Annotated in this window: 20 protein-coding genes; all 20 read left to right on the top strand. The window is 40.8% G+C overall.

The features are described 5' to 3' along the window. Positions 1-107: 107 nt before the first annotated feature. The 20 genes from glmU to ftsH all read left to right on the top strand — a co-directional run bounded on the left by glmU (position 108) and on the right by ftsH (position 23,982). Positions 108-1,481 carry a bifunctional UDP-N-acetylglucosamine diphosphorylase/glucosamine-1-phosphate N-acetyltransferase GlmU gene (gene glmU, locus M3183_RS22250; RefSeq protein ID WP_251473110.1) on the top strand — a complete coding sequence of 458 codons (1,374 nt, stop codon included), beginning with the start codon at positions 108-110 and terminating at the stop codon, positions 1,479-1,481. A gap of 22 nt (positions 1,482-1,503) precedes the next feature. Further along, entirely contained in the window at positions 1,504-2,460 is a 957-nt protein-coding gene (locus tag M3183_RS22245) for a ribose-phosphate diphosphokinase (protein ID WP_251473107.1), read from the top strand. 357 nt (positions 2,461-2,817) lie between these two features. Further along, a complete protein-coding gene (locus M3183_RS22240) occupies positions 2,818-3,456 on the top strand; it encodes a 50S ribosomal protein L25/general stress protein Ctc (protein WP_251473104.1) in 639 nt (212 codons plus the stop codon). A gap of 166 nt (positions 3,457-3,622) precedes the next feature. Then, positions 3,623-4,183 (top strand): aminoacyl-tRNA hydrolase, encoded by a 561-nt coding sequence (gene pth, locus M3183_RS22235; RefSeq protein ID WP_251473150.1) that lies wholly within the window; start codon positions 3,623-3,625, stop codon positions 4,181-4,183. A 280-nt stretch (positions 4,184-4,463) separates the two neighbouring features. After that, a complete protein-coding gene (locus M3183_RS22230; protein ID WP_251473101.1) occupies positions 4,464-4,694 on the top strand; it encodes an anti-sigma-F factor Fin family protein in 231 nt (76 codons plus the stop codon). A gap of 140 nt (positions 4,695-4,834) precedes the next feature. Continuing rightward, positions 4,835-8,377 carry a transcription-repair coupling factor gene (mfd, locus tag M3183_RS22225; RefSeq protein ID WP_251473098.1) on the top strand — a complete coding sequence of 1,181 codons (3,543 nt, stop codon included), beginning with the start codon at positions 4,835-4,837 and terminating at the stop codon, positions 8,375-8,377. Between the two features lie 316 nt (positions 8,378-8,693). Continuing rightward, a complete protein-coding gene (spoVT, locus tag M3183_RS22220) occupies positions 8,694-9,230 on the top strand; it encodes a stage V sporulation protein T (protein ID WP_285880806.1) in 537 nt (178 codons plus the stop codon). 133 nt (positions 9,231-9,363) lie between these two features. Continuing rightward, positions 9,364-11,004: a putative polysaccharide biosynthesis protein gene (locus M3183_RS22215; RefSeq protein WP_251473095.1), complete on the top strand. Its 1,641-nt coding sequence runs from the start codon at positions 9,364-9,366 to the stop codon at positions 11,002-11,004. After that, positions 10,989-12,458 carry a bifunctional methyltransferase/pyrophosphohydrolase YabN gene (gene yabN, locus M3183_RS22210; protein WP_251473092.1) on the top strand — a complete coding sequence of 490 codons (1,470 nt, stop codon included), beginning with the start codon at positions 10,989-10,991 and terminating at the stop codon, positions 12,456-12,458. The genes M3183_RS22215 and yabN overlap by 16 nt, the downstream gene beginning before the upstream one ends. 18 nt (positions 12,459-12,476) lie before the next feature. Next, on the top strand, positions 12,477-12,755 hold the full coding sequence (locus M3183_RS22205) for an RNA-binding S4 domain-containing protein (protein WP_251473089.1): 279 nt from the start codon (positions 12,477-12,479) through the stop codon (positions 12,753-12,755). 74 nt (positions 12,756-12,829) lie between these two features. Next, positions 12,830-13,132: a sporulation protein YabP gene (yabP, locus tag M3183_RS22200; protein WP_251473087.1), complete on the top strand. Its 303-nt coding sequence runs from the start codon at positions 12,830-12,832 to the stop codon at positions 13,130-13,132. Continuing rightward, positions 13,129-13,761, top strand: coding sequence for a spore cortex biosynthesis protein YabQ (gene yabQ, locus M3183_RS22195; RefSeq protein ID WP_251473084.1), 633 nt, complete (start codon positions 13,129-13,131; stop codon positions 13,759-13,761). Before yabP ends, yabQ begins: the two co-directional genes overlap by 4 nt. A 15-nt stretch (positions 13,762-13,776) precedes the next feature. Continuing rightward, entirely contained in the window at positions 13,777-14,160 is a 384-nt protein-coding gene (locus tag M3183_RS22190) for an FtsB family cell division protein (protein WP_251473081.1), read from the top strand. 95 nt (positions 14,161-14,255) lie between these two features. Further along, entirely contained in the window at positions 14,256-14,696 is a 441-nt protein-coding gene (locus M3183_RS22185; protein ID WP_251473076.1) for a S1 domain-containing RNA-binding protein, read from the top strand. 303 nt (positions 14,697-14,999) lie between these two features. Then, a complete protein-coding gene (gene spoIIE / locus M3183_RS22180; RefSeq protein WP_251473075.1) occupies positions 15,000-17,474 on the top strand; it encodes a stage II sporulation protein E in 2,475 nt (824 codons plus the stop codon). Positions 17,475-18,075: 601 nt separating this feature from the next. Continuing rightward, positions 18,076-18,813: a vWA domain-containing protein gene (locus M3183_RS22175; protein ID WP_251473071.1), complete on the top strand. Its 738-nt coding sequence runs from the start codon at positions 18,076-18,078 to the stop codon at positions 18,811-18,813. Further along, a complete protein-coding gene (locus tag M3183_RS22170) occupies positions 18,782-19,777 on the top strand; it encodes a serine/threonine-protein kinase (protein WP_251473147.1) in 996 nt (331 codons plus the stop codon). Before M3183_RS22175 ends, M3183_RS22170 begins: the two co-directional genes overlap by 32 nt. A 155-nt stretch (positions 19,778-19,932) precedes the next feature. Then, positions 19,933-21,324 carry a tRNA lysidine(34) synthetase TilS gene (gene tilS / locus M3183_RS22165; protein ID WP_251473068.1) on the top strand — a complete coding sequence of 464 codons (1,392 nt, stop codon included), beginning with the start codon at positions 19,933-19,935 and terminating at the stop codon, positions 21,322-21,324. 20 nt (positions 21,325-21,344) lie between these two features. Beyond that, on the top strand, positions 21,345-21,890 hold the full coding sequence (hpt, locus tag M3183_RS22160; protein WP_464514153.1) for a hypoxanthine phosphoribosyltransferase: 546 nt from the start codon (positions 21,345-21,347) through the stop codon (positions 21,888-21,890). Between the two features lie 133 nt (positions 21,891-22,023). After that, positions 22,024-23,982 (top strand): ATP-dependent zinc metalloprotease FtsH, encoded by a 1,959-nt coding sequence (ftsH, locus tag M3183_RS22155; protein WP_251473063.1) that lies wholly within the window; start codon positions 22,024-22,026, stop codon positions 23,980-23,982. The last annotated feature ends 158 nt before the right edge of the window (positions 23,983-24,140 follow it).

Here is a 24,140-nt window from a genome sequence, read left to right as displayed (position 1 = left end):
TTCTCCTTGAAATGAATCCCTGTTTACGATAATATTTTATAATGGATAAAAAGAATGAAAACAATAATATGATAAATGGTTAAAAAGGTTAAATTGGAGGACTGTCCATGTCTAATCGTTATGCTGTGATTTTAGCCGCAGGACAAGGAACGCGGATGAAATCAAAGCTTTATAAAGTACTGCATCCAGTATGCGGCAAGCCAATGGTTCAACACGTTGTGGATCAGATTAAAAAGCTCAATATAGAGGAAATGGTTACCATTATAGGCCATGGGGCAGAAAAGGTAAAGGCACAGCTGGGTGAAACTTCTCATTATGCCCTGCAGGAGCAGCAGCTTGGTACGGCACATGCCGTCATGCAGGCAGAGAGCATTTTAGCTGGGAAAGAGGGAGTAACAATTGTTGTCTGCGGGGACACCCCATTAATCAAATCAGAGACAATGGAAGCGCTCTTTAACCATCATGAAGAGGTAAATGCAAAAGCAACCATCCTCACGGCAAAGATTGCCGACCCGGCGGGTTACGGACGAATTGTGCGCAATGATCATGGCCTTGTTGAAAAAATCGTTGAGCATAAAGATGCAACAGAAGCTGAACGAGAGATCAATGAAATTAACACAGGAACATATTGTTTCGATAATATTGCTTTATTTGAGGCGTTAAAAAATGTTTCAAATGACAATGTTCAAGGGGAATACTATTTACCAGATGTCATTGAGATTTTGAAAAAGCAGGGTGAAGTTGTTTCTGCGTTCCAAACCAATGATTTGGACGAGACATTAGGTGTAAATGACCGGGTAGCTTTGGCAGAAGCAGAGCGGATTATGCGCTCACGCATCAATGAGAGTCATATGCGTAATGGAGTTACAATCATTGATCCTTCCAGTACCTATATTGAATCTGAAGTGACAATCGGTCAGGATACAGTCATTCATCCAGGAACAATACTGAAAGGGAATACCGTTATTGGGGAGGACTGCCAGATTGGCCCTCATTCAGAAATTGAATCGTGCCAAGTCGGTGATGGAACAGTAATCCGGCAATCAGCCGCGTTTAAAAGCTCAATTGGAGCAAGTGTTAATATTGGTCCATTCGCCCATATTCGCCCAGAATCAGAAATTCATGATGAGGTAAAAGTTGGTAACTTTGTTGAAATCAAAAAGGCTGTTTTCGGCAAAGGAAGCAAAGCTTCTCACCTTAGTTATATTGGTGATGCAGAGGTTGGCAGTGGGGTAAATATTGGCTGTGGATCCATTACGGTAAATTACGATGGAAAAAATAAGTATTTGACCAAAATTGAAGATGATGTTTTTATAGGCTGCAATTCTAATCTTGTTGCCCCTGTTACAGTCGGCAAAGGGGCATATGTAGCTGCCGGTTCAACCATTACGAAGGATGTACCGGGAATGGCATTATCAATTGCCCGCGCACGTCAAGAAAACAAAGAAAATTATGTAGAAAAGCTAAATCTTAAGAAATAAACACTATTTACGGAGGGCCACAATGTCAAATCAATATTTAGATCCAAAAATAAAATTATTCAGTTTAAACTCCAATCTGCCATTGGCACAGGAAATTGCTAAAGAAATTGGCGTAGAACTTGGAAAATGTGCCGTCCACAGATTTAGTGACGGGGAAATTCAGATTAACATAGAGGAAAGTGTCCGTGGCTGTAATGTTTATGTGATTCAGCCGACAAGCCAGCCGGTTAATGAACATTTAATGGAATTATTGATTATGATTGATGCATTAAAGCGGGCATCAGCAAAAACCATTAATATCGTTATGCCTTATTATGGATACGCACGCCAAGACCGTAAAGCAAGATCCCGTGAGCCGATTACTGCGAAGCTGGTAGCCAACCTGCTTATGACTGCGGGAGCAACAAGAATGTTGACACTTGATTTACATGCACCGCAGATTCAAGGCTTCTTTGATATTCCAATTGACCATTTAATGGGCGTTCCAATTTTATCGGATTACTTTAAAAACCGTAAATTAGACGGTGATATTGTGGTTGTTTCTCCTGACCATGGCGGGGTTACAAGAGCACGGAAAATGGCAGAACGTTTAAAAGCGCCAATTGCCATTATTGACAAACGCCGTCCAAGACCTAATGTGGCAGAAGTGATGAATATTGTCGGTAATATCGAAGGAAAAGTTGCCATTTTAATTGACGATATTATTGATACAGCAGGTACCATTACACTTGCAGCGAATGCCTTAGTTGAAAATGGTGCAAAAGAAGTATATGCCAGCTGTACACACCCAGTATTGTCTGGACCAGCAATTGAACGCATCCAAAACTCAAAAATTAAAGAATTGATTGTAACCAATTCCATTGCACTTCCAGAAGAGAAGAAGATTGAAAAAATCAAAAGCCTTTCAGTTGCACCATTAATTGCAGAGGCTATTATTCGAATCCATGAAGAGCAATCTGTAAGTATATTGTTTGATTAAGATCCTGCAGGCTAGGATCTGCTGGACTTTTTGTTTCATACAGATGTTTTATTCGTTTTAACGGGCAGTATGGCCACCGCTCTAATGTTTAGCATTTGCAGAGGGCATATGAGAGGGGGCTGATGTACGCGCCCGATTGGTGAGACCCAGTGAAGCTTCCCGGTGCTGATCGGGTTTGTACGGACCTATGGCAGCAGAGAGAGACAGTACAATGAAACCAGCAGTCAGCGGGGAGATGAAAAGCCCCCACCATTGATTCACTTTATGGCATCGATTAGAAAGTATGTTTAGACCTTCCTATTTTAGGGTAATTTTATAAAGATGGCTTTTGAAAAAAATAGGAAGGTGACATATCTCATGAGTACTGTTTTACAAGCAAAAGAGCGGAAGGACCTTAGACATTCCGAATTAAAAAAGATTCGTGAAAACGGAGACATTCCGGCGGTGGTTTACGGGTCAAAGATTGAAAGCAAACCCGTCTTTGTTAGTTCTGCTGACTTGACAAAGACAATCCGTACTGCAGGCAGGAACGGGGTTATTTCTTTAGATGTCGATGGGAATCAAGTCGATGTTATTTTATCTGATTACCAAGAAGACTGTATAAAACGGGATATTATTCATGTTGACTTTTTAGCAGTTGATAAATCATCGAAAGTTACTGTCGATGTAAGACTTGTTTTAACAGGAGAGGCAGCTGGTGTAAAGGATGGCGGTGTCCTGCAGCAGCCGGTTCATGAGTTGTCTATTACGACAACCCCTGATCAAATCCCGCCTCAAATTGAGATGGATGTATCCAACCTTCAAGTTGGTGAAACTGCAACAATAGCTGACCTTCTTCATCAGGGGGACTTTACAATTAATCATGAAGAGGATGAAGTGATTGCCTCCATTCTTCCGCCGCAGCAGGAAGAGGAAATTAATGCAGGAGAGCAGCAAGAAGGCGGCCATCCTGATAATGAAGAAGGAAGAGAAACACAGCCAGAAGGAAAAGAATAGGAAATAAATTAGGAACATTTTCAGTATTCAGCCAGATTGAAACAGTAATATAGGCGTAACCACGTATGGTTACGTCTTTTATCCATTTGAAGTATGGGAGAATTGAATGTTTCGGAAAATCTTTAAAAGACACTCGAAGAAAAAAGAGGGAGAGGGCCCAGGGCAGATGAAATTAATTGTTGGTTTAGGAAACCCAGGAAAACAATATGAGCATACAAGACATAATGTTGGGTTTGATGTGGTGGAAGAATTATCAACCCGGTTAAACATACCGCTGTCACAATCAAAACTCAAAGGGTTATATGGTATGGGGGCGGTCTCTGGTCAGAAGGTGCTGCTGTTAAAGCCGTTAACCTATATGAATCTATCCGGAGAATCTGTCAGGGCAGTTATGGATTACTACAAAGTAGAAATAGAAGATTTGCTGGTTATCTATGATGACCTTGATCTCCCAGTCGGGAAAATCCGTCTGCGTCAAAAGGGAAGTCCCGGCGGGCATAATGGCATTAAATCAATTGTTGCTCATTTAGGGACCCAGGAGTTTAACCGGATTCGAATTGGCATCGATCACCCGGATACCGGCATAAGTGTTCCGGATTATGTTTTAGGGAAATTTCGTGCTGATGAGCAGTCTTTCATTGAAGCAGCAGTGAAAAAGAGTGCAGATGCCTGTGAAACATGGATGGATAAGCCTTTTTTACAGGTCATGAATGACTTTAATCAGTGATTGAGTCTATTATCCTTATGTGGAGGCACTTGCGCTTTTCTATAGTATCTTATATTTTGACTTCGAGAATGGCTCAGCTCCAATGCCAAGCCTCCCCCAAGGTCAGATACCATGCTTGGAGGGGGCAGCAGAGGCACTTGCGCTTTTCTAGGCATGATACATGCTATATATTCATATAATAAAGAAATATAGTGGAAAAATAATTTCGAGGTGGTAAATGAATAAGTTCCTCCTGCTGCGTTCATACTAATAAAGTAAATCAGATTAAGGAGGGACAGGCGTGGCTATTCATTACCATTGCCGTCATTGCGGCACAAACCTTGGCTCAATTGAGCAAGCTTCGGTTGATTCAGTAAGCCTTGGCCTTCATAAATTAACAGACCACGAGAGACAGGAAATGGTTTCATATGACTCCTCAGGAGATATTCATATAATGGCAATTTGTGAAGACTGTCAGGAATCATTAGAACGAAATCCTGATTACCATCAAAATGATTTTCTTATTCACTAATGAGGCTTTGGACATACTCCAAAGCGTTTTTCTATTTGCGTTTTGTAAATCTATGAATTTTTTAATGTTGATAAAGGATATGAACAACTAAGAAAAGCGGAGAGGTACCGCTTATTCTACTTAGGGAGGAGGAGAGCCTTTTGGATGGTTTAAAATCAATATTTCTCCATCAGGAGGATATACGCTCTGTTATAGCAGGGGTGGATGGCGGGTTAAGGGAACAGCTGATAGCTGGATTATCGGGATCTTCACGGACGGTTTTAACTGCCAGTCTGTATGAACAAATGAAGCGGCCTATCCTGCTTATTACCCATAATCTATTACAGGCCCAAAAACTCTATGATGATCTTGTGAATCTAGTAAATGACAAGGAAGTTCATCTATTTCCGGCAAACGAATTAATTGCTGCTGAAATCAGTATCGCCAGTCCAGAACTGAAGGCTCAGAGAATTGAAGCCTTAAATTACTGGTGTAAGCAAAAACAGGGGATTTTAATTGTACCGATTGCCGGGCTGAAAAAGGTGCTTCCGCCGAAAGCTTTATGGCAAAAGCATCAGTACTCTTTTAAAGTCGGTGAAGATATAGATCCAGAGGAAATATTAAATACGCTTGTGGCAATGGGGTATACCCGTCAAGAGATGGTCTCAACTCCTGGAGAATTCAGCGTAAGGGGGGGAATTATCGATATTTACCCTCTTACAGAAGCTAATCCGCTCCGAATGGAGTTATTTGATACAGAGATTGAATCGATTCGATATTTTTCCCTGGAAGATCAAAGATCAAAGGAAAAGATATCAGAGGTATTGATTGGTCCGGCAACAGAGACTCTGTTAGAGCCGGAAAATTATAGTCTGATTATTGACCAGCTTGAAACCGGTTTAGCGGCGAGTCTCAGAAAAATAAAGGATGAAAAAGCAAAAATACAGCTTTCCCAAAATATAAGCTTTGAACTGGAACAATTGAAAAGCGGGCAGAAACCGGATCAAGTCTTTAAATACTTGTCACTTGCATATAACAGCCCTAATAGTTTACTAGATTATCTGCCAGGCAATGGCATAGTCATCATGGATGAAATCAGCAGAATACAAGAAATGAATGATTCCCTTGTGAAAGAAGAAGCGGAATGGTATACATCGCTCCTAAGTGAAGGACAGATTGTTCATGATCTTCATATTTCTCATAATCTGCAGGTCTTGATGCAAAATGGCAAATTTCCAATTTTGTATTTTTCATTGTTTTTGCGTCATGTTGCCAACACGAATCCGCAAAATATTATCAATATTTCCTGCAAGCAAATGCAAAACTTCCATGGGCAGATGCATCTATTAAAGTCAGAGATAGACCGCTGGGTGAAAGGAAACTATGCCGTGGTTTTTCTTGGACCTGATACGGAGCGGGTTAAAAAACTAGAACGAGTACTGGAAGATTATGAAATTAAAGCAATTACAGCTGATCCCAATCAGCAGATGCTTCCAGGAAAGGTCCAAATCATCAAAGGCAGCCTGCAAACTGGATTTGAACTGGCCTTTCAAAAAATTGCTGTCATTACGGAAGAGGAACTGTTTAATAAACGAGTAAAGAAATCGAAGAATCGGCAAAAACTTTCCAATGCCGAAAGAATAAAGAGTTATTCCGAACTAAAAGTCGGCGATTATGTTGTCCATGTCAATCATGGTATTGGTAAGTATTTAGGAATTGAAACACTTGTCATTAACGGCATTCATAAAGATTACCTTCATATCCGCTACCAAGGGACTGACAAACTATATGTTCCTGTTGAGCAGATTGATCTAGTCCAAAAGTATGTCGGGTCTGAGGGCAAAGAACCTAAGGTTTATAAACTTGGCGGCAGTGATTGGAAAAAGGTTAAGAAAAAGGTTCAGTCATCTGTTGAAGACATCGCTGATGATTTAATCAAATTATATGCTGAGAGGGAAGCAGCTGTAGGCTATGCCTTTTCTCCGGATGGCGATTTGCAGCGGGAATTTGAGACAACATTTGCCTATCAGGAGACAGAAGACCAATTGCGTTCCATTCAGGAGATTAAGAAGGATATGGAGCGCCCTCGTCCAATGGATCGGTTATTATGCGGGGATGTCGGTTATGGAAAAACAGAGGTTGCTATAAGAGCTGCCTTTAAAGCAATTGCTGATGGCAAACAAGTGGCCCTTCTGGTGCCGACTACGATTTTGGCACAGCAGCATTACGAAACATTACGGGAGAGATTTCAAGACTATCCGATTAATATTGGCATCTTGAGCAGATTCCGTTCGAAAAAGCAGCAAACCGAGACCATAAAAGGATTGAAGGCCGGGTCTATAGATATTGTCGTAGGCACTCACCGCCTGCTTTCAAAAGATATTATATACCGCGATTTAGGATTGTTAATTATTGATGAAGAACAGCGTTTTGGTGTAACACATAAGGAAAAGATTAAGAAATTAAAAACAAATGTAGATGTATTAACCTTAACAGCTACACCTATTCCAAGGACACTTCATATGTCAATGCTGGGCGTCCGCGATTTATCTGTCATTGAAACGCCGCCAGAGAATCGATTCCCAGTACAGACTTATGTAATGGAGTACAATGGTTCGCTTGTCAGAGAGGCCATCGAAAGGGAGCTTGCCCGCGACGGACAAGTCTACTTCTTATATAACAGGGTAGAGGATATCGAACGGAAGGCAGAGGAAATTTCCATGCTGGTCCCTGATGCTCGTGTGACCTATGCACACGGTCAAATGACGGAAAACGAATTAGAGTCAGTCATGATTGGCTTTCTTGCAGGTGAATTTGATGTGCTTGTAAGTACAACCATTATTGAAACAGGTGTGGATATTCCCAATGTTAATACATTGATTGTTTATGACGCAGACCGGATGGGGCTTTCTACGCTTTATCAGCTGCGCGGCCGTGTCGGCAGATCAAATCGAGTAGCATATGCATATTTTACCTACCGAAAAGACAAAGTATTGACGGAGGTTGCAGAAAAGCGGCTTCAGGCTATTAAGGAATTTACAGAGCTTGGTTCTGGCTTTAAAATAGCGATGCGTGACTTATCCATAAGAGGGGCAGGTAATCTGCTGGGAGCGCAGCAGCATGGCTTTATTGACTCTGTTGGTTTTGATTTATATTCCCAAATGTTAAAAGAAGCGATTGAAGAACGTAAAGCAGAGCTTGGCGATCCGAACGCTGAGGTGAAGAAATCTGTTGAAATTGACCTGGAAATTGACGCTTATATTCCAGATGCCTACATTAAGGACGGCCATCAAAAGATTGAAATGTATAAGCGCTTTAGAGGGATAGAAACAGTTGAGGATGTGGAGGAACTCCAAGCGGAAATGTTAGACCGATTTGGAGAATATCCGGATGAGGTGGCCTATTTATTCCAAATTGCAGAAATGAAGGTTTATGCACTCCAAAATGGTGTGGAATTAATCAAACAGCTGAAACAGGATGTGACCATTTTACTGACGGAAGAAGTTACGAACACAATGGACGGAAGCAAGCTTTTTCATATCGGCAGTCAGTTTGGCCGGTCTGTTACCCCTGGAATGGAGGGGAAAAAGCTGAAAATGGTTGTTAATACAAAAGGATACCAGACAAATGAGTGGCTTCATATTGTGTTTGAAATGATTAAAGGGATTCCGCTGGCCAAAAAAGAGCAGGGCAATCCTGTTTAGAATTTGATGGTAAAAGGTGAATAACCATCCAATGTCTGCTTTTGCTAACACAGAAAAGGGAATATTTCCTGGACTGTGAAAAATTTGTGAATAGAACTTTCTAGATGAAAGATACTAAGTTCAAAGTTGGCGAAGATTTCATTTAAAGGAAATAAAGTATTGTCAAGCAACACCATGGGCGGCAGGCCGACAGTCATTGTCAAAATGGCTAAACCCGCATTTTTACCGACAATTATGGCATTACGCCCCTGGTCAAGTGTTTGAGCATAGTTTCGCCAAGTTGAAAAATCATCAGATGAAAGTGAGGCAACATTGGATGAAAGCAACTGGAATAGTTCGTCGAATTGATGATTTAGGTCGAGTCGTAATTCCTAAAGAAATACGCAGAACATTGCGTATCCGTGAAGGGGACCCGTTAGAGATTTTTGTTGATCGCGACGGTGAGGTCATTTTGAAGAAGTATTCACCAATCAGCGAATTAAGCGATTTTGCCAAAGAGTATGCAGAAGCCCTATTTGACAGCCTCGGAAATCCTATTTTGATTTGTGATAGAGATGCGTTTATTGCAGTAGCAGGCAGCTCTAAAAAGGACTATTTAAATAAGAATATCGGCAATTTAGTGGAAAAAACAATGGAAGACCGGAATTCAGTGCTTATTACCGGGCAAAGTGAAGTCGCATTGATTGATGGCAATGAGGAAACGATTTCATCATATACAATCGCACCAATAATTGCAAACGGCGACCCAATTGGGGCAGTAGTGATTTTCTCAAAAGAAGGTACGCTTGGCGAGGTAGAGCAAAAAGCTGTTGAAACAGCAGCAGGATTCTTGGCCAGGCAAATGGAACAATAAGAAAGAAAAACGGAGGCCTGCAGAGGCTTGCGCGGGATCATAAAAAGGCAGCGGAGGCTGCCTTTTTTACTGCTCAAAATCAGACTGTGCTATAATACTACTTTGAGTATACATGTTTGGGGCAGGTGAACCAATGAAGTTTGTTCCATCATCGCAATCCATATATAAAGGGGCTTTCATTTTAACAATAGCCGCACTTATTACAAAGGTACTAAGTGCGTTCTACCGCATTCCTTTTCAAAACATTGCGGGCGATATTGGCTTTTACATATATCAGCAAGTATATCCGATTTACGGAATAGCAGTTGTACTAGCAACCACCGGGTTTCCAGTCGTCATTTCCAAGCTATTAACGGAGTATTTGGAAAAGCGAAATGAGGAGAAGGCTCGTTTTCTTTTAGTGGTTTGCTATCTGTTCTTACAGTTATTCGGATTTCTTTGTTTCGTTATTCTCTACTTTGGGGCAGGCCGAATTGCAGCCTGGATGAACGATGGTGCACTGGCCGCCTTAATCAGGGTTGTTTCTATTGTTTATTTAACCTTTCCGATTGTTTCGGTCCTCAGGGGATATTTTCAAGGGCTGGGTGATATGGTGCCGACTGCTTTTTCTCAAGTGGGCGAGCAAACGGTCAGGATTGCGACTATTCTTGTTCTTTCCTATTTATTCATTGAAAAAGGGTATTCTTTGTACCTGGTTGGCAGCGGCGCAATGTTTGGGTCTATTATGGGAAGTATTATTTCCGCAGTGATATTGTTTATGTTTTTATGGATCCGTAAAGAATGGAAAAGGATGAACCTAAAGGGCACCGGGCTGACGGGGCTTATGTTTGAAGCGAGACAGATTATAAGGGCTCTTTTAGTACAAGGGTTAATGGTATGTCTTAGCGGCATGCTGTTGATTTTTATTCAGCTCGCAGATTCTTTAAATGTATATTCCCTTTTAACAGCAAGCGGTGTCGAACAGACTCTTGCCAAAACCTTAAAGGGAATATTTGACCGCGGACAGCCGCTCATTCAGTTAGGCACCGTTGCGGCAACCTCCATGTCATTGACGATTGTCCCTCTGATTACAAGGGAAAGGCTGGCGGGAAATGTTTTAGAACTGCGGGGAAAAATCCTGCTGGCGATCAAAGTAAGTATTGTCATTGGAGCCGGTGCCTCGTTTGGATTATGGGCGATTATCAAGCCGGCTAATATTATGTTATTTGAAAATGAATTTGGATCAGATATATTAGGGGTTTTAAGTTTTGTTATTTTCTTTACCTCCATTATTTTAACGATGATTGCCATTATGCAGGGATTAGGCAGTCTGTTCTTTCCGGCTCTTGCCGTCATGAGTGTATTACCGATTAAATATATTTTTAATATCGTCTTTGTTCCGTTGCTGGGAACAATGGGGGCAGCGATTTCCTCACTGATTGCACTTGGGATTGTTAGTATAGTCCTTTTACATAAGCTAAAGAGAATGGCAGCTGTCCCCATCTTGTCATTTCGGTTTTTAACAATGGTCATTTTGGCCGTTCTGGCAATGGCTGTTTTTTTAAAGGCATTTTTATGTATAACGGGCCTATTTTATAATGCAGACCACATTGGACGCTTTGGTGCCGGAATTCAAGCATTATCTGCCGTTGCTTTAGGCGGGGCGGTTTATTTGCTGGTGATTATTAGAGGAAAGGTATTTGCTGAGGAAGAGCTTAGCTTATTTCCGTTTGGCAGCAGGCTGCTGCATTTGATTTCACGAAAGGAAAAGGATAACAAATGGGAAAAACAATAGAAATTGTCGGCCTTGGAGCAGGGGATATTAATCAGCTGCCGATGGGGGTTTATCGCAAAATAGTACAGGCTGAACACGTATATTTACGGACAAAGGAACACCCTGTTACAGCAGAATTAGAGAAAGAGGGAATGACCTATACCTCTTTTGATTCTATTTATGAAAAATATGAACAATTTGAAGAAGTGTATCAGGAAATTACTAGAATTTTGCTTCAAAAGGCTGAAACAGAACCAGTAATCTATGCAGTTCCGGGCCATCCTCTTGTAGCTGAACAAACTGTACAGCTTCTTTTAGAGGAAGGACCTAATAAAGGGATTACTATACAGATTGGCGGAGGGCAAAGCTTTATTGACGCTTTGTTTGCTGCATTAAAGATTGATCCCATAGATGGATTTCAACTATTAGATGCGACAGCCCTTCATTCCGGTCAGCTGCAGGTAGAGCAGCATATGATCATCAGCCAAGTATACGACCAATTTTCGGCTTCTAATGTTAAATTGACGTTGATGGAAAAATTGCCGGATGATTATGAGGTCATCATTGTAACAGCAGCCGGAAGCAGTGATGAGGTCATCACCAAGGTGCCATTATATGAATTAGACCGAAACGTTTCGATTAACAATCTTACCTCTGTATATGTTCCACCAGTTAAACAAGAGGAAATCCTTTGGAAAAATTTTACGAAGCTTCGTGAAATCATTGCTATCTTAAGAAGCCCTGAAGGCTGTCCATGGGATCGAGAGCAGACACATGAATCATTGAAGAAATACTTAATTGAAGAAACTTATGAGGTCATTGAGGCTATTAATGAGGGGGATATTGACCATTTAATTGAAGAGCTTGGTGATGTTCTGCTGCAGGTGATGCTTCATGCTCAGATAGGGGTAGATGAAGGATATTTCTCCATCGATGATGTGATTGAAGGATTATCAGCAAAAATGATCCGCAGGCACCCTCATGTTTTTGGTACTGCGTCAGCCGAAAATGCCGAGGAAGTTGTTGTTAATTGGCAGCAGATTAAATGGCAGGAAAAAGGGGGAAAAGCACCTCAATCCATGCTCGAAGGGATTTCTATGGCCCTGCCAAATTTACTGCGTGCCTATGAATTACAGAAAAAAGCGGCAAAGGTCGGTTTTGATTGGAAGGAGATTACTCCTGCCCTGGAGAAAGTAAAAGAGGAACTGGGTGAATTTATCGCTGAACTGGACGGTACGGAAGAAAGTTTTATTCGGGCCCAAAAGGAATTTGGTGATTTATTGTTTGCTTTTGTAAATGTAGCCAGGTTTTTAAAAATCAATCCGGAAGAAGCCTTATTTGAAACGAATGAAAAGTTTATCCGAAGGTTTCACCATATTGAAGCAAGAGTAAAGCAGAGCGGCAGGACATTTAATGAATTTACACTTGATGAACTTGACCATTATTGGGATGAAGCTAAATCAAAAGGTTTATAAGAAAGAGGTGTGTTTTCCATGCGTTTGGATAAGTTTTTAAAAGTCTCGAGATTAATCAAACGGAGGACATTGGCCAAGGAAGTGTCTGACCAGGGAAGAATCGAGATTAACGGCAAAGAAGCTAAAGCAAGTTCCACCGTTAAGGCGGGAGATGAATTGACCTTAAGATTGGGTCAAAGAAAAGTGACGGTTAGGATTGAACGAATTCAAGAAACCACACGAAAAGAAGAAGCTGCTGAAATGTATACGATTTTAAAAGAGGAAAGGCTGGGTTCTAAGGAACACCAAGCAGACTAATCCAGTTCTAATTTTTCATTTTTCACATAAAAATGTACAGAATGGTTGTACAAATGATTGTGAGGGATGAAAAAATGAGTCAATATTATGAACCAGGCACATCGAAGGGTACGATCCAGGATCATGATGTAATGATGAGGGGAAGAAAACTTCTTGATATTACAGGGGTTAAGCAGGTAGAAAGCTTTGATAGTGAAGAATTCTTATTGGAAACCGTTATGGGATTTTTAGCAATCAAAGGGCAAAATCTGCAAATGAAAAATCTGGATGTCGAAAAAGGGATTGTTTCCATTAAGGGAAAGGTTTATGACTTGGTTTACCTAGATGAGCAACACGGGGAGAAAGCTAAGGGATTCTTTAGCAAGTTATTCCGATGACCCTTTCCACGCAATTTCTGACAATGCTTTCAATGATCGGCATGGGGTCGTTATTTGGAGCCATGTTTGATACGTACCAGCGCTTCCTAAAGCGGCCCAAAAGAAAGCAATGGATTGTTTTTTTAAATGATTTGTTGTTTTGGATCATCCAGGCTTTATTAATCTTTTATACCTTATTTCTTGTCAATCAAGGGGAAATCAGGGTCTATATTTTCCTTGCTCTTATTTGCGGATTTGCTGCCTATCAAAGTTTAATAAAAAGCATCTATCTCCGTATGCTGGAATGGATGATTCAAACGGTTATTTCCATTTACCGCTTTATTAAAAAAGCCCTCCGCCTGCTTATCATTCGGCCGGTCGTTGGATTGATTCAGCTTGTGACGGTCATTGTTTTAGCACTTGGCAGGGGGCTTTGGACCCTTGTCAAATTTATTTTAAGGGTTTTATCATTTATAGTGAAAATCCTATGGGGAATCTTAGAAAAGATTTTGCTCATATTTTGGAGGCTTTTGCCGAAAAGTCTTAAAAATTCAGTCGAGAAGTTATATAATAGAATTGCAGGAAATTTCAAGAAAATAACGAATTTCATTATTAAGTGGCTGTCAAAGTGGAAAAAGAAAAAAGAGTAGGAAAGGGTATGGAAAATGGGAGCGGAAAGACAAAAAAAAGTATCCAAAATACAGACAACCTATGTGAAGCAGCAGGAATATGCAGAAATCGCCTCAGGCCGGAAAAGGAAGCTTTTAATCAGACGGCTTTCCCTATTTCTCGTTCTTGCATGTGTCATTTCTTATTTCATGATTTCTAGTGCTCTTTCCCAATCCGCCAAGATCGAAGCCAGTGCAGCACAAAAGAAAAAGCTTAATCAGGAACTTACTGCGTTGAAGAAGCAAGAGCAGGAGCTGAAGCAGGATATCGTGAAGCTTAACGATCCAGAATATATTGCTAAGCTGGCTCGTAAAGAGTACTTCTTCTCCAAGAAGGATGAAATTATCTTCAATATCCCAGATGAAGATAAGGAAAAATGAACCAATATAAAGTTATATTGACACTTAATTTTTCCTTTCTGTATAATATATAGTAGTATGATTTTTTTAATTTTTTAAGGAGGAACATTTTTTTTATGTCAATCGAAGTAGGCAGCAAGTTACAGGGAAAGGTAACAGGCATTACAAATTTCGGAGCGTTTGTGGAGCTGCCGGATGGATCAACAGGACTTGTTCACATCAGCGAGGTTGCTGACAATTATGTAAAGGACATTAATGATCATCTAAAAGTTGGTGACCAGGTTGAAGTAAAAGTCCTTAATGTTGAAAAGGATGGAAAGATTGGACTATCCATTAAAAAGGCAAAGGATAGACCAGAGTCTGAGAGAAGGCATTCCCACTCCCACTCCCATTCGCAACGTCCTCGTCAAGGCAAGACAAATGACCGTGGAGGCAACAGAGCGGAAACCTTTGAGTCAAAAATGGCGCGCTTCTTAAAGGATAGTGAAGACCGCCTATCTTCATTAAAGCGAAATACAGAGTCTAAGCGCGGAGGAAGAGGAGCTAGACGAGGTTAACTTGCTGCTAACTTTTTAATAAATATAGCAGAATTTTACAAGACAAGTCATTTGATGGCTTGTCTTTTTGTTTGCAGATAAAAAAGGTGACAGCCCCATGTAACTGTTTACTTGGGTGCTGTCCCCTTTTTTTACCTCGATATTGGAAATAACGACATCTATTCGGGATTAAACCGTGTTATTTGAATGAATATAGTAGAAACAGTCGAACGAATTATGGAATTCTATTCACTAATTTGACAAACTTTTGAATCTAGCAAATTTATAATAGAGGGCAACAGCAAATAGCAGGGGAGTGGTTACATGGAAAAGGTAGAACGAGGAATAGTAGAACCAGTCGGTGAAGTAAACCTTCGTCCATCAAAGTTGGATTTTCAAAATGTAAGCAAGAAAGTTCAATCAATGCTAGAATCCTTTTTCATCAGAAAGGGCTTTCTTTTGTTAGTTGTCGGATTTTTGCTGGGCCGTGCACTTATTTTAGCAAAACTGACCCCATTTAGTCTGCCTTTTTTTGCATCTGTTTACTTAATTAAAAAGGACCGGGCACCGCTTGCCCTCGTTGGACTAATTGCGGGAGCAGCGACCCTTTCATTGACAAATGCTGCTTTTAACTTTGCGATTGCCTTTTTCTTTTTAATTGTGTACCGAATCAGCCAAAAGTGGCTGAAGGACGAAACGAAGGCGCTGCCTTTTTATGTTGCCATTATATTAGGGGTTGGGAAATTAGCTGAATCCTTCATTTTATCGAGCCAACTGACGATATATGATGGCATGATGGTTAGTATTCAAGCCTGTCTGGCGTTTATTTTAACCCTTATCTTTTTGCAAAGCATACCATTGTTAACCGTATATAAAAGGAGACAATTATTAAAGACGGAAGAGATTGTCTGCTTAATTATTATGCTTGCCTCGATCATGACTGGAACGATTGGGTGGAAGCTTTATGACATGTCAATTGAACATATTATGGCTCGATACTTAGTAATGGTGTTTGCTTTCATAGCGGGTGCCACGGTGGGTTCAACGGTTGGAGTTGTGACCGGATTAATTTTTACGCTTGCCAGTATTTCCAGCTTCTATCATATGAGTTTATTAGCTTTTTCAGGTGTTTTAGGCGGTCTGTTAAAGGAAGGAAAGAAAATAGGCGTTTCTTTGGGATTAATCATTGCTACTTTGTTAATTGGAATGTACGGGGAAGGCGGCGGTTCATTAAAGTTAATGCTTATGGAAACCGGTGCGGCGATTGTTTTATTTCTATTAACCCCTCAAGGATTAACCTCAAGATTAGCAAAATATATTCCAGGTACGCCGGAATATACTGCGGAACAGCAGAAATATATGCGAAAGATGCGGGATGTAACCGCACAGCGGGTTTCACAATTCTCCAGTGTCTTTGATGCATTGTCTAAAAGTTTTTCGCAAATGGACCATATTTCCCCTGAAGCTGAAAGTGAACGGGAACTAGACTATTTCATGAGCAATGTAACCGCTAAGTCATGCCAAAATTGCTTTAAAAAGGAACAGTGCTGGGTAAAGAACTTTGATACAACCTATGCTGCAATGGAAGAAGTTATTCATCAAATGGACCAAAATGATGGAAATATTTCCATTAGAGTTTCACGAGATTGGGAGAAGGTTTGTTCACGTCCAAAAAAGGTTTACGAAACCATCGGGCAGGAGCTTACGTTTTTCCAAGCCAGCCAAAAGCTTAAGAAAAAGGTGCAGGAAAGCCGAAAACTGGTGGCAGATCAATTATTGGGAGTTTCCGAGGTAATGGATAACTTTGCAAAGGAGATTCAGCGTGAACGGGAAAATTATTATAAGCAGGAAGAGCAGATTATGGAGGCCATTCAGGGGTTCGGAATTCATATTGAACAGGTTGAAATCTATAGTCTTGAACCAGGAAATATTGATATTGAAATGGCCATGCCATTCTGCAATGGGCATGGAGAATGTGAAAAGCTAATTGCCCCGATGCTGACAGATATACTTGGCGAAACCATTGTCGTAAAACATGAGGAATGTGCCAGCGGCTCAGGCGGTTTTTGCCATACTACCTTTAGGTCTTCGAAGGCGTTTACCGTTGAAACAGGTTTCGCTCATGCGGCCAAGGATGGGGGGTTGATTTCAGGCGATAGTTATTCAACCATTGAGCTGGGCCTCGGCAAGATCGCATTGGCCATCAGTGACGGCATGGGGAATGGCGAGCGGGCCCATTATGAAAGCAAGGAAACACTTATGCTTCTGCAAAAAATCCTTCAATCCGGAATTGAAGAGAAGGTAGCCATCAAGTCTGTTAATTCTATTCTTTCCTTAAGAACAACTGATGAAATATTCTCCACTTTGGATTTGGCGATGATTGATTTGAAAAATGCATCAACAAGATTCTTGAAGATTGGATCAACTCCAAGCTTTATTAAACGGGGAAATAAAATAATTAAAATTCAGGCCAGCAACCTGCCTATGGGAATCCTTCAGGAATTTGAAGTTGACGTTGTAAGTGAACAATTAAAAGCAGGTGATTTGCTGGTAATGATGAGTGATGGGGTATTTGAAGGACCCAAACATGTGGAAAATTATGATTTATGGATGAAACGGAAGCTTCTTGAATTAGAGACAGATGACCCGCAGGAAGTAGCAGACTTAATTTTAGAGGAAGTGATTCGCTCGAGGTCAGATATGATTGATGATGATATGACCGTAGCGGTAGCAAAAATTAAACATAATACGCCAAAATGGGCATCCATTCCAGTGCATAAATTAAAAAGGAATGCCTAACTCTTAAAATTTAAGGCTGTTTTCGTAAACTATGTTGTTATGCCAAGAAAAGCGGTGGTTTATTCAATTTAGGAATAAGCGGACTCTGCGAAAAAGCTGGATTACAGGATAGCCCCCTTGGAAGTATAAAATAAGCGGAGTTTTTTCCGTTATTTGCTAAATTAAGCTTAAATAGTAAAAAATAAGCGGAGTTTTTTCCGTTATTCAATGAAAAGCACCCGATTTTAGCAGTTTAAAATCAAATAAGGGAAATTCCTCCGTCTATTTCAGCTAATTAACATCCAATTTTCTAAATAAGGGGAATCTCTACCCCTATTTTTTGAACGAATCTTAAAAAGGGAGCAAAAAGCAACAATCTTTTAGAAAAGAGCCAAATTTAATGACGGTTCAGCTTCAGCGCCCAGCGGTTCATGTATTGGGACGCTCCGTCTTACGATACGGTAACAGCGAACGCTTGCGCTTTCCATGTTTCCTTTATCTCATCCGGAGCACCTCCGATCCTGTCATCCGCTATACGGGTGCTTTCCGCTTTTCTATATGTATATTATTCTTCTGTCTGGTCGAAAATGGTTAACAATATATTATGTGGAGGGAGCCGTTTATGTATACAGGTAAAATCCGTCAGATTTTATTGATAACCGATGGCTGTTCAAATCAGGGAGAAGACCCAATTGCCATAGCTGCACTTGCCAAGGAACAAGGAATTACGGTGAATGTAATTGGAGTAATGGAACATGATGTGATTGATGAAAAAGGAATGACTGAAATTGAAGGGATTGCCCTGTCAGGAGGCGGGGTCAGTCAAATTGTGTATGCAAAGCAGCTTTCACAAACAGTGCAGATGGTAACAAGGAAAGCGATGAACCAAACGATTCAAGGGGTTGTCAACCGTGAACTTCAGCAAATTTTGGGACGCTCGCAGACCATGGAAGACCTTCCGCCGGAAAAGCGCGGCGAGGTCATGGAGGTTGTTGATGAATTAGGGGAAACTGTCGATTTAGAAGTGTTGATTCTTGTCGATACAAGTGCGAGCATGAAGCATAAGCTTGAAACCGTTAAAGAGGCGCTATTAGACCTTTCTTTAAGCCTTACAGCTAGAACAGGAAATAACCATTTTTCTGTTTTTGTATTTCCCGGGAAAAAGAATAATGTCGAAAAATTGCTGGATTGGACACCAAAGCTTCAAAGTTTGACAAGCATCTTTTCCCAGCTTTCAACCGGGGGTATCACTCCAACGGGACCTGCGTTAAAGGCAGCCCTGTCCTCATTTGATCAAAAACGTTCATTAAGGAGTCTGCTTTCAGATGATGATGAATCATACTTTGAAGAGTCAGTATAAGGTGATTCCCGGTACTGTCATTACAGGGAAATGGCATACACAAAAGTATACGATTGTTAAAGAGCTCGGATTTGGAGCCAATGGGGTGGTTTACCTTGCTAAGCATAATGAGTCATTTGCAGCGTTAAAAATGAGTGACAATGGCCTGTCCATCACCTCTGAGGTAAATGTGTTAAAATCCTTTGCAAAGGTCCAGGGGTCCGCATCCCTTGGACCTTCTTTGCTTGATGTAGATGACTGGCAGACGAGCAGGGGACTTATTTCTTTTTATGTGATGGAATATATTCAGGGGCCCGATCTTCTTTCTTTTTTACAGCAAAAAGGGCAGGCATGGATGCCGGTGTTGTTTCTCCAGCTGCTAAATGATTTAGACAAACTCCATAATAATGGCTGGGTATTTGGTGATTTAAAGCCTGAAAATTTAATTGTGGGGGGGCCTCCTCCTAAGATAAGGTGCATTGATGTGGGTGGTACGACAATGCAAGGCAGAGCTATTAAAGAGTTCACAGAGTTTTATGACCGCGGCTATTGGGGCCTTGGTTCCAGAAGGGCAGAATCCTCCTATGATTTATTCGCTGTCGCGATGATCATGATTAATTCAGCCTATCCAAAAAGATTCAATAAAACAACCGGAGGTATTACCCAGCTGCGGGGAGCCATACGGGAAAGGCCGGAGCTTAGGCCATATGAAGCCGTAATCGTAAAAGCACTTCAAGGACACTATACGAGTGCAAATCAAATGAGGGCTGAATTATTAAATTGCCTGAGCGACCATCCAGGTAAATCACGGATAAATGCAAACACGTTTAAAACTCAAAAAACGGCACAGGGGCAGAAAAATCCCCATCCTATGACAAGAAGACATTACCGCAAAAGCAAGAAAAAACGAGGCTGGATGGAATTTTTTACGATAGCAATGGTTGCTGCTGTTTTATATTCCTTATATATTTTTTTAAAACTTTAATCAAATTGTGAAACTTCTTTTAAAGATAATCGTATAAAAGACCATACAATTTAAAGGAGGAAATTCCTTTTCTCTGGGAACCCTATATTTTGAAACAGAGTGAAGAAGAGTAGTAAACTAGAAGGTATCTTATATTAAGGAAGAGTGCAATTTCTATGTTAGAAACAAAGGTTGAGGCCTTTCTTCAGGATCACTCATTCAAGCTTGAACATAAAAGAATAGTCGTCGGCGTGTCTGGCGGACCGGATTCATTGGCACTTCTTCACTACTTGCTTCGTGAAGAAAAAGAAAGAAACCTGTTTATTGTTACGGCCCATATCGATCATATGTTTAGAGGACAGGAATCATATGATGATGCCATGTTTGTGAAAAGCTTTTGTGAACAAAACAGCGTCCCGTTTGAAATGGTAAGAGTGAATGTCCCTGAACTTATGAAAGTGACAGGGAAGAGTGCAGAAGCGGCTGGGCGTGATGCCCGCTATGAATTTTATTCAAATGTTATGGATAAATACCAATGCAGCTGCCTGGCATTGGCCCATCATGGAGATGACCAAATTGAGACCATTCTGATGCGGCTGACAAGAGGAAGTACAGGGAAAGCCAGAGCTGGAATTCCATTTACCCGCCCGTTTCACACCGGTGCAATAGTCCGGCCGTTTTTATGTGTGACAAAAGCGGAAATTGAAGATTATTGTGAAAGATATCATCTGATTCCAAGAATAGATCCAAGCAATAAAGAAAGTATATATAGCAGAAATAGATTTCGGCTGCAGCTTCTGCCTTTTTTAAAAACGGAAAATCCTCAAGTTCACGAGCAATTTCAACGGTTTAGTGAAGATTTACAAGAGGATGAGCAGTTTCTGCAGGAATTAACTGTCCAAGAATTGAATAAAGTTATGAAAAAAAGAAAAGAGTGTGAAATAACCGTTGAAATTGAACCGTTTTTAAGAATGCCTTTACCTTTACAAAGGAGAGGGATTCAACTAATATTAAACTATCTTTACAAAGTAAAGCCATCTGCACTTTCCGCAGTACATATTGATCAGGTGTTAAACTTAATCAAGCATGGCAAGCCTTCGGGCAGATTAGACTTTCCTGATGAGTTAAGGGTACAAAGATTATATGGTGATGTAACTTTTACATTTGACAAACTGGAAACTAATTCAGCACCTTATTTATTCGTATTAAATGAACCGGGTAAAGTGGATTTGCCAAACGGCACCCGTGTCGAACTTCAGTATACTGAGGAAGGGCCGGGCGATTATGGTCCAAACACAGCTCTATTTGCAGCGGACAGGATGAAATGGCCAATTATTATTCGGACCAGAAAAACAGGCGACCGAATGACAATAAAAGGGATGAAGGGTTCAAAAAAATTAAAGGATATTTTTATTGATCAAAAAATCCCGCTTCAAAAACGAAATACATGGCCTATTGTGACAGATGGAGAGGATTGTATTATTTGGCTTCCAGGTTTAAAAAAGTCTTCATTTGAAGGAACTCAGCGAACAACAAAACAATATATACAACTCACTTATACTACGTAACATCTTCTAGGGGGCACATGATGAAACAGGATATTGAAAAAGTATTAGTAACAGAGGAAGAAATTCAAGTAAAGATAAGGGAGTTAGCTGCTCAATTAACAGAGGAATATCATGACCGTTTCCCGCTTGCCATCGGGGTTTTAAAAGGCGCTATGCCGTTTATGGCTGATTTATTAAAACGCATGGATTGCTATCTTGAAATGGACTTTATGGATGTTTCGAGTTACGGCAATTCGACGGTCTCTTCTGGAGAGGTAAAAATTATTAAAGATCTGAACACATCTGTAGAGGGAAGAAATATTCTCATTATCGAGGATATTATTGACAGCGGTCTTACCTTAAGCTATTTAGTTGATTTATTCAAGTATAGAAAGGCAAAATCGATTAAAATTGTGACACTTCTTGATAAGCCTGCAGGAAGGAAAGCTGATTTAAAGGCTGATTATGTTGGCTTTAATGTGCCAGATGAGTTTGTTGTGGGTTATGGACTTGATTATGCGGAGAAATACCGGAACCTCCCATATATTGGAGTTTTAAAACCCGAAGTATATAGCAATAATGATTAAATGATGATGAGTTTACGATGCACCCGGATTATTCAAATTCAAAACGGTTTGTACAAGTGCAATTTCTTGAATTTGTAAGTTTTTCTATGATACTATTTTATATAGTTTGTTTAACCGCGGGAGGAGGTAAGAGATGAACCGGATTTTCCGTAATACCATCTTTTATTTATTGATATTTTTAGTTATTATTGGCGTCGTTAGTTTCTTTAACGGAAATAATGAGCCAACCGATCATATGACATATGATACGTTTGTACAACGGTTAGAAAAAGGTGATGTAAAGTCATTTTCAATGCAGCCTGAACGTGGTGTATTTGAGGTTCGAGGCGAGCTTGAAGCCGGGAATAAGAAGTTTATTACCTATATTCCAAACAGTGAAAAAATCTTAGACCGGATTGACAAAGCGGGATCAAAGGTAGAAGTGATGCCGGCTAAAGAAACCAGCGGCTGGGTTACCTTCTTTACTTCAATTATTCCGTTTGTGATTATCTTTATTTTATTTTTCTTTTTATTAAACCAGGCTCAAGGCGGCGGAAGCCGTGTTATGAACTTCGGTAAATCTAAGGCGAAGCTTTATAACGACGATAAGAAAAAGGTGCGTTTTAAAGATGTTGCCGGTGCAGATGAAGAAAAGGCAGAACTAGTCGAAGTAGTTGAATTCTTAAAAGACCCTAGGAAGTTCTCTGAACTTGGTGCGCGCATCCCTAAGGGTGTACTCCTTGTAGGACCTCCGGGAACTGGTAAAACATTGCTTGCCCGTGCAGTTGCCGGTGAAGCAGGCGTACCATTCTTCTCCATCAGCGGTTCTGATTTCGTAGAAATGTTTGTCGGGGTCGGTGCATCCCGTGTACGTGATTTATTTGAAAATGCAAAGAAAAATGCTCCATGTATCATCTTTATTGATGAAATTGACGCCGTAGGACGTCAGCGGGGGGCCGGTCTTGGCGGAGGCCACGATGAGCGTGAACAGACATTAAACCAATTGCTGGTTGAAATGGATGGATTCGGTGCAAATGAAGGAATCATCATTATTGCAGCGACAAACCGCCCTGATATTCTGGACCCTGCATTACTTCGTCCAGGACGCTTTGACCGTCAAATTACAGTGGATCGTCCGGATGTTAACGGCCGTGAGGCAGTACTTCGAGTACATGCCCGCAATAAGCCGTTAGATGACGCTGTGAACTTAAAAAATATTGCGATGCGTACGCCAGGATTTTCAGGTGCTGATTTGGAAAACCTTTTAAACGAGGCAGCACTTGTGGCAGCACGGCAGAATAAAAAGAAAATCGAAATGGTAGATATTGATGAAGCGACTGACCGGGTAATAGCTGGTCCTGCGAAAAAGAGCCGGGTTATTTCGGAGAAGGAACGCAGAATTGTTGCTTTCCATGAAGGCGGTCATACCGTTATCGGCTTAATATTAGATGAGGCAGATATGGTTCATAAGGTAACCATCGTTCCACGCGGGCAGGCTGGCGGTTATGCCGTCATGCTTCCAAGGGAAGACCGTTATTTCCTTCAAAGGAAAGAGCTGCTTGATAAAATTGTCGGCCTTCTTGGCGGACGTGTAGCGGAGGAAATTGTTTTTGGTGAGGTAAGCACCGGTGCTCATAATGACTTCCAGCGCGCAACAGGAATTGCCCGGAAAATGGTGACTGAATATGGTATGAGTGACAAACTTGGCCCATTACAATTTGGCCAGCAGTCAGGCGGTCAGGTGTTCTTGGGACGTGACCTTCATAATGAACAGAACTATTCTGATGCAATTGCCTACGAAATTGATCTGGAAATTCAACGGATTATTAAAGAATCTTATGAAAGATGTAAAAAGATTCTTACCGAAAACCGTGATAAGCTTGATATAATTGCTAAAACACTTCTTGAGGTAGAGACACTGAATGCCGAGCAAATTAGGTATTTAGTAGACCACGGCCATTTGCCGGAAAATCCTGATGAACTGGAGACAGTTAGAATCGAGCCAAAGAAATTAGATGATGTGAAAGTAAACATCAACAAGAAGAAGGAAGAAGAACCCAAAGAGGAAAAATCATTTTTGGACACTCCTCCTGATGAGATTGATTATAAATAAGCCTAAAAGAGTGCTTCATTATGAAGCACTCTCAGATTGTAGACAAAAGGCATTCCGAATATCCCCATTCGGGTGCCGTTTTCCATTTTTAAGCATTTTCTTGCTTGTTTTATCCTCAATCAGACCCCTCAGGGGTCAATTTTTATGCCATTTTTGGA

The sequence above is a fragment of the Neobacillus mesonae genome, assembly GCF_023715155.1.
Taxonomy (GTDB): Bacteria; Bacillota; Bacilli; order Bacillales; family Cytobacillaceae; genus Neobacillus; species Neobacillus mesonae_A.
Note: the sequence above shows the minus strand (reverse complement) of the source record. Positions and strands in the feature narration are given on the sequence as shown.